The organism is Pseudomonas sp. LB3P93 (assembly GCF_054898025.1).
In genome coordinates this window covers 5,169,945-5,182,161 of the sequence record NZ_CM142713.1, presented here as the reverse complement: position 1 = coordinate 5,182,161, position 12,217 = coordinate 5,169,945, and the positions used below count along the sequence as shown (strand labels likewise).

Annotated in this window: 14 protein-coding genes; 9 read left to right on the top strand and 5 right to left on the bottom strand. The window is 55.8% G+C overall.

What is annotated here, in order from left to right; genetic code table 11:
- Positions 1–471 precede the first annotated feature (471 nt).
- The 5 genes from ACYZT8_RS23600 to grxD all read left to right on the top strand — a co-directional run bounded on the left by ACYZT8_RS23600 (position 472) and on the right by grxD (position 4,111).
- Positions 472–678 carry a hypothetical protein gene (locus tag ACYZT8_RS23600; protein ID WP_461976365.1) on the top strand — a complete coding sequence of 69 codons (207 nt, stop codon included), beginning with the start codon at positions 472–474 and terminating at the stop codon, positions 676–678.
- Positions 668–994: a hypothetical protein gene (locus ACYZT8_RS23595; protein ID WP_461976363.1), complete on the top strand. Its 327-nt coding sequence runs from the start codon at positions 668–670 to the stop codon at positions 992–994. The genes ACYZT8_RS23600 and ACYZT8_RS23595 overlap by 11 nt, the downstream gene beginning before the upstream one ends.
- Positions 995–1,138: 144 nt before the next feature.
- A complete protein-coding gene (locus tag ACYZT8_RS23590; protein ID WP_461976361.1) occupies positions 1,139–1,429 on the top strand; it encodes a hypothetical protein in 291 nt (96 codons plus the stop codon).
- A gap of 134 nt (positions 1,430–1,563) precedes the next feature.
- Positions 1,564–3,672 (top strand): molybdopterin oxidoreductase family protein, encoded by a 2,109-nt coding sequence (locus ACYZT8_RS23585; RefSeq protein ID WP_461976359.1) that lies wholly within the window; start codon positions 1,564–1,566, stop codon positions 3,670–3,672.
- A gap of 97 nt (positions 3,673–3,769) precedes the next feature.
- The gene (grxD, locus tag ACYZT8_RS23580) at positions 3,770–4,111 is read left to right on the top strand and encodes a Grx4 family monothiol glutaredoxin (protein WP_007943565.1); all 342 of its coding nucleotides are present in this window, start codon (positions 3,770–3,772) and stop codon (positions 4,109–4,111) included.
- 116 nt (positions 4,112–4,227) lie between these two features.
- Here grxD and bfr read toward each other — a convergent pair whose 3' ends face one another.
- Positions 4,228–4,704, bottom strand: coding sequence for a bacterioferritin (gene bfr / locus ACYZT8_RS23575; RefSeq protein ID WP_461976357.1), 477 nt, complete (start codon positions 4,702–4,704; stop codon positions 4,228–4,230).
- Positions 4,705–4,903: 199 nt separating this feature from the next.
- Positions 4,904–5,122, bottom strand: a complete 219-nt coding sequence (locus ACYZT8_RS23570; RefSeq protein WP_007943567.1) for a bacterioferritin-associated ferredoxin — start codon at positions 5,120–5,122, stop codon at positions 4,904–4,906.
- Positions 5,123–5,436: 314 nt separating this feature from the next.
- Here ACYZT8_RS23570 and ACYZT8_RS23565 point away from each other — a divergent pair, with 314 nt between their 5' ends.
- A complete protein-coding gene (locus tag ACYZT8_RS23565; RefSeq protein WP_131060882.1) occupies positions 5,437–6,039 on the top strand; it encodes a peroxiredoxin in 603 nt (200 codons plus the stop codon).
- 76 nt (positions 6,040–6,115) lie between these two features.
- Here the strand turns inward: ACYZT8_RS23565 and rnt are convergent, their stop codons facing one another.
- Both rnt and pyrC read right to left on the bottom strand, forming a co-directional pair.
- A complete protein-coding gene (gene rnt, locus ACYZT8_RS23560) occupies positions 6,116–6,793 on the bottom strand; it encodes a ribonuclease T (RefSeq protein ID WP_131060881.1) in 678 nt (225 codons plus the stop codon).
- Positions 6,790–7,836: a dihydroorotase gene (gene pyrC, locus ACYZT8_RS23555; RefSeq protein WP_461976354.1), complete on the bottom strand. Its 1,047-nt coding sequence runs from the start codon at positions 7,834–7,836 to the stop codon at positions 6,790–6,792. Before pyrC ends, rnt begins: the two co-directional genes overlap by 4 nt.
- Positions 7,837–7,993: 157 nt before the next feature.
- On the opposite strand from pyrC, the gene ACYZT8_RS23550 reads away from it, so the two are divergent.
- A complete protein-coding gene (locus tag ACYZT8_RS23550) occupies positions 7,994–8,902 on the top strand; it encodes a flagellar protein MotY (protein WP_461976352.1) in 909 nt (302 codons plus the stop codon).
- Positions 8,903–9,031: 129 nt separating this feature from the next.
- Positions 9,032–10,249, top strand: coding sequence for an argininosuccinate synthase (locus ACYZT8_RS23545; RefSeq protein WP_007898502.1), 1,218 nt, complete (start codon positions 9,032–9,034; stop codon positions 10,247–10,249).
- A 175-nt stretch (positions 10,250–10,424) separates the two neighbouring features.
- On the opposite strand, the gene ACYZT8_RS23540 is transcribed toward ACYZT8_RS23545, so the two are convergent.
- Positions 10,425–10,994: a hypothetical protein gene (locus ACYZT8_RS23540; protein WP_461976350.1), complete on the bottom strand. Its 570-nt coding sequence runs from the start codon at positions 10,992–10,994 to the stop codon at positions 10,425–10,427.
- A 596-nt stretch (positions 10,995–11,590) separates the two neighbouring features.
- Between ACYZT8_RS23540 and ACYZT8_RS23535 the strand changes: the two genes are divergently transcribed.
- On the top strand, positions 11,591–12,217 hold the full coding sequence (locus tag ACYZT8_RS23535) for a response regulator transcription factor (protein WP_007943575.1): 627 nt from the start codon (positions 11,591–11,593) through the stop codon (positions 12,215–12,217).

Genomic DNA, 12,217 nt, shown 5'->3' with positions numbered 1-12,217 from the left:
TTTTTGCAACAGACCGCAGATACTCAAAGCCTTGTTTAACTGAAAAACGGGCGAGACCTGCGGCGTAAGCCGCACGGGGCGACGAAATAGGGGGAGGCGCGATATTGACATTAAATGTCGCGTTTTTCCAATAGGGGCTGTTTTTACAGCTTCCAACATGTTTCAAGCTTTACAACCGTTTGAGCTGTGCACCGTGGCATTGATCCAGGTTGCGCAGGCCCAGAGCAACATTTGTACACGTTGCCGAAGCTGGAATGCAATAAATGCCGCCATCCGGCGAAGAGTAAGTGGCCCGTTGTGCACAGCTCTTTGCCTTTGAGCAGCGCTGCGTTAATGGGCCGTTTCAGCGTGGCGGAGTCGTTTGCTGTTACGTTTTCAGGTGCCGGGTATCGGGCTGCGCTCGGGTATTATCCGCCCCATTGCGGATTCTCGACTGCGTAAAGTCAAACACTCCCAGGGAGGGAGCGCTGTATGGCGATCAATAGAACCGGACACACTGGCCTTACACGACTTCGTCGTGTTTCCCCGGCATTCGATATGGCGGTGATTTCCACGGTCATGGGCTTCGCGATTATCGCCAGCACGATTTACCCGGGCGTCCCGAGCGCAGTGGTCGGCGCCATCGTTGGCGCTTTTATCGGTGTGAAGAATTTCAAGGATGACGCGATTGCAGATTGATTCGACCCAGTTTTTGGTAATGGGGGGATTGATCGCAATTGGAATCTATCTGGGGGCTTCGCTACTCGCCCGATCGACGCCCGACCTGAAGCATGGCGCTGCCTTGGTGGTCGCGTGGTTCACCGTGGTGAGCGTCATTGATATTGCTTTGCAGGTTTATCAAGCCGAGCCTCATCAGCTGGGCATCCTGGCAAACCAGAAAGCGATCATCCTGATCGGGTCCGGCGTCATGCTTTGGCTGGCTGTCGGCGGAATATGGACGGCATTGACCTCACCACTTAAAAAGAAGGCATTGAAGATTTCTCAGCCGCAGTGAGGTTTCAGAGAGTCTCCGTGCGGTCGTAATCATGTTTTGACAAGTCTTCATGGCGCCGGCCGTCCCTGTGTCTGGCCTGAAACATTTGCTTATGCAAAGTGCTGGGTTATAACTAACTCACGAGTGACGCAGGAAGCCTTCGGAATGGAATCGAAAGAACAGCTGTTAATGGATTTACTCGGCCTCACGGCCCGTTCCTTGACCCACCTCACTGCTTCCATGACGTCGATGTCCTTCGAGTTGATGCGCAGTGAAGACGAAGTGACCAAGGCGGCCGGTCGACGCATGATCGACCGCATGGCCACCATCAGCACCGGGCTCGACGAGCACTGGCGACTGATCGGCGAGCTCACCGGCGTACATGTCGCCCAGGAACAGATCGAAACCGTTCAGGAGATCCAGTTGCAGGCGCCGCCCCGGTTGCCGCCGAACTGATTGTGCGCGGCCATCGGCTGGCCTGATGGTGGCCGATTCACAAGACGAACGTCGCTGGCGCAGTCGCGGGTCACGCGCCATAGTTTTGTTCCCGCGGTCGATATTGCCCGCCCAGAATAAAACAGAGACTGGCCATGACCAAGACTCTCCATCACCGTGCCTGCCACCTGTGTGAAGCCATCTGCGGCCTGACCATCGAGACCTCTGAGGTCGAAGGCAATGGCGTGCAAATCACCTCAATCAAAGGCGACCCGCTGGATACGTTCAGCCGCGGGCACATCTGCCCCAAAGCGGTTGCCCTGCAAGACATTCAGAATGATCCGGATCGCCTGCGGCAGCCGATGCTGCGAGTGGGCAGCGAATGGCAGCCTATTGAGTGGGAAGACGCGTTCAGCCTTGTCGCTGAGCGCCTGGCCGCGATTCAGGAGCGTCACGGGCAGAACGCAGTGGCGGTTTATCAAGGCAACCCCAGCGTGCACAACTATGGCTTGATGACCCACAGCAATTACTTCCTGGGCCTGCTGAAAACCCGCAACCGGTTTTCCGCGACCTCGGTCGATCAGTTGCCTCATCACCTGACCAGCCATTTAATGTACGGCCACGGCTTGCTGTTGCCGATTCCGGACATCGACCATACCGATTTCATGCTGATCCTGGGCGGTAATCCGCTGGCCTCCAACGGCAGCATCATGACCGTGCCGGACGTGGAGAAGCGCCTGAAGGCGATTCAGGCCCGGGGCGGTAAAGTGGTGGTGGTTGATCCGCGTCGCAGCGAAACGGCGGCGATGGCCGATCAGCATCTGTTCGTGCGCCCCGGTGGCGATGCGGCGCTGTTGTTCGGGTTGCTCAACACCTTGTTCACCGAAGGCCTGACCCGCGACAGCCATTTACCGGTGGATGGTCTGGAAGAGGTGCGTCAGGCGATCGCAACCTTTACCGCTGAAACCATGAGCCCCTTGTGCGCGGTGCCGGCAGAACAGATTCGCCAACTGGCCCGGGATTTCGCGGCGGCCCCGACAGCGGTCTGCTATGGCCGGATGGGCGTCTCGACCCAGGCCTTCGGCACGTTGTGTCATTGGCTGGTGCAACTGATCAACCTGGTCACCGGCAACCTCGACCGTGTCGGAGGTGCGTTGTGCACCGAACCGGCGGTGGATCTGGTGGCCTCGACATCGGGCGGACATTTCAATCTGTGGCAGAGCCGCGTGTCCGGGCGTCCCGAGTACGGCGGCGAGTTGCCGGTGTCGGCCCTGGCGGAAGAGATGCTGACGGGTGGGGAAGGGCAGGTTCGTGCGCTGATCACCGTGGCCGGCAATCCGGTGCTGTCCACACCCAATGGCCGACAGTTGGAACAGGCGCTGGACGGGCTGGAGTTCATGGTCAGTATCGACCTGTACATCAATGAAACCACGCGCTATGCCGACCTGATCCTGCCATCGACCTCGGCACTGGAAAACGATCACTACGACACCACGTTCAACATGTTCGCGGTGCGCAACGTGACCCGTTTCAACCGGGCGATCCTGGGCAAACCCGAAGGTGCGTTACATGACTGGGAGATCTTTGTCGGCCTGGCCCAGGCTTTTGCCGCGAAGACCGGCAAGGAACTGAAACCGACCATTCCTCCCGCGCAGATGATTGATCGTGGTCTGCGGATGGGGTTTTATGGCGATGCCTCGGCACATAAGCTTTCGCTGGCGACGCTGTTCGATCACCCGCATGGCGTCGATCTGGGCGCGCTTAAATCCAACCTGGCACCGCGCCTGAAAACAGCGAATCAGCGAGTCCAGGCCGCGCCGGCCGTGATCCTCGCTGACCTGGCCCGGTTCGCCGCGCTGCAAGCACCAGTTGCTGATGAATTGTTGATGATTGGCCGCCGCCATGTGCGCAGCAACAACTCGTGGATGCACAACTACCACCGTCTGGTGAAGGGCAAGCCGCGTCATCAATTGTTGATGCACCCGGACGACCTGGGCAGTCGGGGACTCAGCGATGGGCAGCGTGTACGGGTCAGTTCGCGGGTCGGCGTGATCGAAGTTGAAGTGGTCGCCAGCCTGGATATGATGAAAGGCGTGGTCAGCCTTCCTCACGGGTGGGGCCATGCCCGCCCTGGCGTGCAGATGACAATTGCCAGTGGTCAACCCGGTTCTAGCGCCAATGACCTGACCGATGAGTGTCAGCTCGACGAGTTGTCGGGGAATGCGGCGTTGAACGGTGTTCCGGTGACCGTGGCGGCGGCTTGATCGTGTCTGTCGGGGAGACCGAGCATGGCGCTCGGCTTTCCGTTACAATGCGCCACCGTGCCGACCCTTGAGTCGGAAAGTTCAGCCGAGGTGCTTCATGGATATCATCGAAACGATTAAAGAGCAGATTGCTAACAACACCATTCTGCTTTACATGAAAGGTTCGCCGAATGCCCCGCAGTGTGGCTTCTCCGCGAAAGCCGCGCAGGCCGTGATGGCATGTGGTGAAAAGTTTGCGTACGTGGACATCCTGCAGAACCCGGAAATCCGCGCCAACCTGCCAAAATACGCCAACTGGCCAACCTTCCCGCAACTGTGGGTCGGTGGTGAGCTGGTCGGCGGTAGCGACATCATGACCGAGATGGCTGCTGACGGTTCGTTGCAGACCACGATCAAGGCGGCTGTTGAAGCGGCTGCTGCAAACAAGACCGAAGCCTGATCCGATACTTGTAGGAGCGAAGCAAGCTTCGCTCCTACAAGAGCAAAGGCATAAAAAAGCCCCGCCTCTTAAAGAGTGCGGGGCTTTTTATTGTCTCGAATTTAGCGGGTGCTAACTTACTCGTCTTCGCCCATCTGCGATTGCAGATAGTTCTCAAGACCGATTTTATCGATCAGGCCTAGTTGGGTTTCCAGCCAGTCGATATGTTCTTCTTCGGATTCAAGAATGTCTTCGAGCAGTTCGCGGCTACCGAAGTCACCAACGGTTTCGCAATGAGCGATGGCGACCTTGAGGTCGGCGTGACCGGTTTTTTCGATACGCAGGTCACACTCAAGCATTTCCTGGGTGTGTTCGCCGATCTGCAGCTTGCCCAGGTCCTGGACGTTCGGCAGGCCTTCAAGGAACAAGATGCGCTTGATCAGCTTGTCCGCATGCTTCATCTCGTCGATGGATTCGTGGTATTCGTGCTTGCCGAGCTTGTTCAGACCCCAATCTTCGTACATGCGCGCATGCAGAAAGTATTGATTGATCGCGACCAGCTCATTGGCAAGGATCTTGTTGAGATGCTGGATGACTGTAATGTCGCCTTTCATGATGGGGTCCTGCCCTGTATTAGCTGTCTATACGGCTGAGTTTGAGCCGCACAACTAAGAGTGTCAAACCTAAGTTATTGAAACTTAAGTGAAAATTAATCGGAATAAGAATGTTTGTGTTCCGCGTCTAGAGCGTAAGCAGTTGATTTCCAGACATAAAAAAACCGGACATCAAGTCCGGTTCTTTGGAATACGGTATTTACGCGGCAGTAAATTCTACAGGGAAAGGAATCGCAGCCTGGGCCGATTGTAATTTGGTCAGGGTTTCACGCACCACTTCCTTGGCAAGGCAGGCGCATTTACCACATTGGCTGGCTACGCCGGTAGCCTGACGGACCTCTTTATAGCTGCAGCAACCTTCATAGATTGCATCGCGGATTTGACCGTCGGTGACGCCAGTGCAGAGGCAGACATACATAAGTGAGAACCGTCGCTGGTTGTGACTCAATTGCGATGGATCTTAATGTTAACGAGAATGATTGTCAAAGTGGTTTCTGAAAGCTTTGCGTTATAAGCGCATGAGACTGACGAACGGTTTTCCGCCAGGCGATCTGCCATTAGCTGCCGCGACGGTCAATTTGATGCACCGGTGAAAAACCGTTGAGGACAGCTCAAAAACGCCGTGTATGATGGTCGGTCCTTGCGAAGGGGGTCGTGTCACAGGGCTGTCGCCTGAGGGTGGCAGGCTGACGCGAACCCAGTTCTTCACGTTAATAGACCAGGAGATATTCAATGAGCGTACTCGTAGGCAAACAAGCCCCGGACTTCACCGTACCTGCCGTTCTCGGCAATGGCGAAATTGTAGACAGCTACACCCTGTCCTCGGCCATCAAAGGCAAATATGGCCTGGTGTTCTTCTACCCACTGGACTTCACCTTCGTTTGCCCGTCCGAGCTGATCGCTCTGGACAACCGCATGGCTGACTTCAAGGCTCGTAACGTTGAAGTGGTCGCGGTATCGATCGATTCGCACTTTACCCACAACGCATGGCGCAACACCCCGGTGAACAATGGCGGTATCGGCCAGGTTCGTTACACCATGGCTGCCGACATGAAGCACGAAATCGCCAAGGCCTACGACGTTGAGTCCGAAGGCGGCGTGGCTTTCCGTGGCGCGTTCCTGATCGACGACAAAGGCGTTGTCCGTTCACAGATCATCAACGACCTGCCGCTGGGCCGTAACATGGAAGAGCTGATCCGTCTGGTCGACGCGCTGCAATTCCACGAAGAGCACGGCGAAGTTTGCCCTGCCAACTGGAAAAAAGGCGACAAAGGCATGAACGCTTCGCCAGAAGGCGTCTCGGCTTACCTGACCGAGCACGCTGCGGCGCTGTAAGCCCAAGCGTCAGGCATAAAAAAACCGGCCGCTGAGGCCGGTTTTTTTATGGGCGGGATAAATCCAGCGACCGTGATCAGTCGTTGAAGTCTTCCCAGCCACCCATTTGTTTCCAGCGATTGACAATGCCGCAGAACAGCTCGGCCGTCTTCTCGGTGTCGTAGCGTGCCGAATGAGCCTCGCGACCATCAAAGTCGATGTCCGCCGCCTGGCAAGCCTTGGCCAGTACGGTTTGACCGTAGGCCAAACCGGCGAGGGTCGCGGTATCGAAGCTGGAGAACGGATGAAACGGGTTACGTTTCATGTCCAGACGCGCGACAGCTGCGTTGAGGAAACCCAGATCGAAGCTGCTGTTGTGCCCGACCAGAATCGCCCGTTTGCAGCCGTTGGCTTTCAGGGCCTTACGGATGCCGCGGAAGATATCGGTCAGGGCCGCTTCTTCGCTCACAGCCATACGCAGCGGATGATCGAGTTTGATCCCGGTGAATTCCAGCGCGGCCGCTTCAATGTTCGCGCCTTCAAAAGGCTCGACGCGGAAGAAATAGGTGTGATCGGGGAACACAAACCCTTTTTCATCCATGGCGATGGTGGTCGCGGCGATTTCCAGCAAGGCGTCAGTGGCAGAGTTGAAACCACCGGTTTCAACGTCGACAACAACTGGCAGGTACCCACGGAAGCGAGCAGCCATCGGGTGGCGCGAACCACCTCCGCCGCCTTGACCGTCCTGTTCGTCGTCGAAATGGTCTTCACTCACGCGTGTTCCTCCAGCAGGCGCCAGCGCAGTTTTTCACCGGCGCGCAGCGGGATTACGGTCAGCTCGCCAAATGGCAGGCTGGTTGGGGCGGTCCACTCATCGCGGACCAGGGTGATGTGATCGGTGTTCACCGGCAGGCCGTAGAAACGCGGGCCGTTGAGGCTGGCGAAGGCTTCGAGCTTGTCCAGCGCGTTGCGTTGTTCGAACGCTTCGGCATACATCTCGATCGCCGCATAAGCGGTGTAGCAGCCGGCGCAGCCGCAGGCCGCTTCTTTGGCGTGCTGGGCGTGGGGCGCCGAGTCGGTGCCGAGGAAGAACTTGTCGCTGCCGCTGGTGGCGGCATCGAGCAGGGCTTCCTGGTGGGTATTGCGCTTGAGGATCGGCAGGCAATAGAAGTGCGGCCGAATCCCGCCCACCAGCATGTGGTTGCGGTTGTACAGCAGGTGATGCGCAGTGATGGTCGCGCCAACGTTGGCCGAAGCCTCGTTGACGAACTGCACGGCGTCCGCGGTGGTGATGTGTTCGAACACCACTTTGAGCGTCGGGAAACGCTCGACCACACGACGCATGTGCTCATCGATGAAGATTTTTTCGCGGTCGAACACATCGACATCGCCACGGGTGACTTCACCGTGAATCAACAAAGGCATCCCGACTTCGGCCATGGCCTCAAGTGCAGGGAAAATCTTGTCGATGCTGGTGACACCAGAGTCCGAGTTGGTGGTCGCGCCGGCCGGGTACAGCTTGGCGGCGTAAACGAAACCGCTGGCCTTGGCCTCGCGAATTTCTTCGGGCTGGGTACGGTCGGTCAGGTACAGCACCATCAACGGTTCGAAACGACTGCCGGCCGGGCGTGCAGCGAGAATCCGCTGGCGATAGCCGTCGGCTTCAGCGGCGTTACGCACCGGAGGTACGAGGTTGGGCATGATGATGGCGCGACCAAAGGTGCGCGCGACATCCGCAACGGTATTGGTCAACACAGCACCATCGCGAAGATGAATATGCCAGTCGTCGGGACGCAGCAGGGTCAGGCGGTCGGACATGAGGGGATTCCAGGCGGGTCAAACTGAGGGGAATGCTACCGGAAAAGACTCTCTCAGGCACTCGCTATCAAGTTTTGCAGGAACCTTCCGATATCCAACAGGTATGCCGTAAATATGTGTGTCGGTCTTTTTGTTGTAGAAGCCAGTGGAGCCTCCCGTGCGCCAGCGTTATTTAGCCTTGCTCAGTGTGTTTGCCAGCCTCCCTGCGATGGCGCTCACTTTCCAGACCCGTCTGGAGAGCATCGAGTGGACGGTCGAAGGTGACAAGTTCGAATGCCGCCTGACTCAACCGATTACCGATTTTGGTTCGGGTGAATTCGTGCGCCGTGCCGGCGAGCAGGCGACGTTTCGTCTGAAAGCCTACAACGCGATGATCGGCGGTGGTTCCGCGACCTTGCTGGCGGCCGCCGCGCCGTGGCAGCCGGGACGTGGCGATATCAACCTGGGTTCGGTGAGAATCGGCAGCGGCAACGTGTTGTTCAACAGTTCGCAAGTGCAGGCCGGGCGCCTGATCAGCGGGTTGATGGACGGCCGCAGTCCGGTCATTCGGCATTCCTCAGGCGATGGCCGGGTGTCTGAAGTGCGCCTGTTGCCGGTCAAGTTCAGCAAGGCCTTCAACGACTATCAGGTGTGCGTGGCGAAACTGCTGCCGAAGAATTTCGAGCAGGTCAAACAGTCCGAGATTGGCTTCCCGGGTGAAGGCGTCGATCTCGATCCGCAAGCCAAGTCTCAGTTGCAGGTGATGCTGGAGTTCATGAAGGCTGATCCGACGGTCAATCACATCGAGCTCGACGGGCACTCCGACAACAGCGGCAATCGCCTGACCAATCGCGAGCTGTCACGCCGCCGGGCGCTGGCGGTGATGGACTATTTCAAGGCCAATGGCATTCAGGAATCGCAGATCACCATGCGTTTCCACGGTGAGCGATACCCTGTGGCGCCAAACACCAATGCCAGCAATCGCGCGAAGAATCGCCGGGTTGCAGTGCGCCTGGAGCGGGTAGCACCGACCGAGAAAGTTGCGCCGCAAACCACGACACCGGGAAGCGCCCCGGCGACTTCCTGAACCCGACGAAATCGTCGCTCGCTCGACAGAATCTGTCGCTTCGTCGTCATAAGCTGTCGCGCCTCTGTAAATTATTCCGTATGACCGGTAGACTTCACGGCTTTCCGTAGAACCCCGTGGAGTGATGGCATGGCGGACGTAAACAAGGTCGTTCTGGCGTATTCCGGCGGCCTGGACACTTCGGTGATCCTCAAGTGGCTGCAGGATACTTATAACTGTGAAGTGGTGACCTTTACCGCTGACCTGGGTCAGGGTGAAGAGGTCGAACCTGCACGCGCCAAGGCACAGGCCATGGGCGTGAAAGAGATCTACATCGACGATCTGCGCGAAGAGTTCGTGCGCGATTTCGTTTTCCCGATGTTCCGCGCCAACACCGTTTACGAAGGCGAGTACCTGCTGGGTACTTCCATCGCTCGTCCGTTGATCGCCAAACGCCTGATCGAAATCGCCAACGAAACCGGCGCTGACGCCATTTCCCACGGCGCCACCGGCAAGGGTAACGACCAGGTTCGTTTCGAACTGGGCGCCTACGCCTTGAAGCCAGGGGTGAAAGTGATCGCTCCGTGGCGCGAATGGGACCTGCTCTCCCGTGAAAAGCTGATGGATTACGCTGAAAAGCACAACATCCCGATCGAGCGCCACGGCAAGAAAAAATCCCCGTACTCGATGGATGCCAACCTGCTCCACATCTCCTATGAAGGCGGCGTGCTGGAAGACACCTGGACCGAGCACGAAGAAGACATGTGGAAATGGACCGTCTCCCCGGAGAAGGCTCCAGACAAGGCGCAATACCTGGAACTGACCTACCGCAACGGCGACATCGTTGCACTGGACGGCGTCGAAATGACCCCGGCCACCGTGCTGGCGACCCTGAACCGTATCGGTGGCGAACACGGTATCGGCCGTCTCGACATCGTCGAGAACCGTTACGTGGGCATGAAGTCCCGTGGCTGCTACGAAACCCCTGGCGGCACGATCATGCTGCGCGCTCACCGTGCGATCGAATCGATCACCCTGGACCGCGAAGTGGCTCACCTCAAAGACGAGCTGATGCCTAAATACGCCAGCCTGATCTACACCGGTTACTGGTGGAGCCCTGAGCGTCTGATGCTGCAACAGATGATCGATGCTTCCCAGGCACACGTGAATGGCGTTGTGCGCCTGAAGCTGTACAAGGGCAATGTGATCGTCACCGGTCGCAAGTCCGACGAATCGTTGTTCGATGCCAACATCGCGACCTTCGAAGAAGACGGCGGCGCCTACAACCAGGCCGACGCGGCGGGCTTTATCAAGCTCAACGCCTTGCGTATGCGCATTGCTGCAAACAAAGGCCGGAAGCTTTTCTGAGACCTTTGAAGCTGTAACGACGGTAATGGAAATGTGGCCTTGTCGATGACAAGGCCACATATCTGAAGAAGGGAGTATTCCTGCCGGGCATTATGTTTCAACTTTCTTGTTGTTTTGATTTCGTCTGCCTTTGCTCTCTGATCGTCCTTCGAGAGCGATCTTCTGCAATCGGTTTTCAAGCCATAGTCGTCATGCCATGTGAGCTCAGATTGTAAGCAATCCAGAACGTAGTGCTGTTGCGTTTCCTGGTTTGTTTCGAATGCTTGTGCGCGCCATCCATCAGCAATGCCTCTGAATCGGTACACGTGAGAAACACGATCACGCGTGCAGGGTTTTCCTGTGGTTGCTGGACCTTCTCCATCAAGGTGTTGAAATCCACTTTGTTACTCATCCACCGTGCGTCGATGATATGCAGATCCTTTAGCGACACCGTTGAGCGTATGTGATGCTCCACTAAATGCTCGGGTGTGTTGCTTTGCGAGTGATCGGCATCGGTCATGGCCTTTATGAAATGCTTTCCTTTCTCAAAATCAGAGGGTGCGTAAAGTGATCGATAGTTGAAGTTGAGTGTGGCGAAGAATAGAAAAAGCAAATAAAAGGGGAAGCTGATCAGGAACCAGATATAGATCTCTCGTTCCTCATTGCCAAGAAAGGGAAGAGAAATAGCGGCCGATGTCTCAGATAAGGTTGCAAATATAGCAATGATTGTCATGGGGTTGGTAATTCTGGTTTTGAATTTGATCATGTTTTTTGCTCATGAAAGATTGTCTTTTCTCGATAGATTTATGGAGAGGCTTCGGTTATTGGTAAGTTAAGGTGTGGCGGGGAAGGGCTTATACTGTTTTTTTGGTTTTCCTGTTAGTTGGTTTTTTAATGGGTGCCATAATAGCTGTATTGTTTGCGAGCTGGGTACTGTTGTTGTGCTTGTTTTAATAAGTGTGTTGGTTTCTGTTTTTGAAGTGTTGCTTGATATTGAGTTTGTTGTGCAGGACTGAGTGGAAACTGAGGTTTTAACTATCTAGCGTGAATCTTGATTTGACAAAATCGGTTGCTTTTTAAGCGTAGCTCAATCGTCAGTACTTGCAGGGTCGTTCGGATAGAATCCCGTTTCTTTGATTTCCTGATGTAAATCGATAAAAAAATATTCTAAAAGGCTGAGCCTCGAGTGGGCGGTAAAATTTAAGACACACAGTATTCCTCGGATTTTTGTAAGACTTATCCTTCTTGTTTGTAGGGAATGTCTCTCGCTGCAGGTGGCCGAGGGGGGCGGCATGCCACGGATGAAACGACTAGGCTATTGTGCGGGCTCTAAAAATTCGAACAGCGAAATTGGACTTGCCCATGAATAAAGTGCTGATCGTGGATGATCACCCCGTCATTCGTCTTGCGGTACGTATGCTGATGGAGCGTCATGGCTACGAAGTCATTGCAGAAACAGATAACGGTGTGGATGCGTTACAACTAGCCCGCGAACTGATGCCGGATATTGTCATTCTGGATATTGGAATTCCCAAGCTGGATGGGCTGGAAGTCATAGCGCGCCTGACATCGACGGCCATGCCTCTTAAAGTTCTGATATTGACCTCTCAGGCACCCGGACATTTTTCCATGCGTTGCATGCAATCCGGTGCCGCGGGATATGTCTGCAAACAGCAGGATCTCACTGAATTGCTCAGTGCGATAAAGGCCGTACTGTCTGGCTACAGTTACTTCCCGAATCAAGCACTGCATACGGTGCGCTCAAGTCTTGGGAATGCCAGTGAAGCCGATATGGTTGATCGTCTGTCCGGGCGCGAAATGATGGTGCTGCAACAATTGGCCCGAGGAAAGACAAACAAGGAGATTGCCGATGGAATGTTTCTCAGCAATAAAACCGTCAGTACTTACAAGACCCGCCTGTTGTTGAAACTCAATGCTCGCTCCCTGGTCGACCTGATTGAGCTGGCTCAACGCAATGGGCTGGTATGA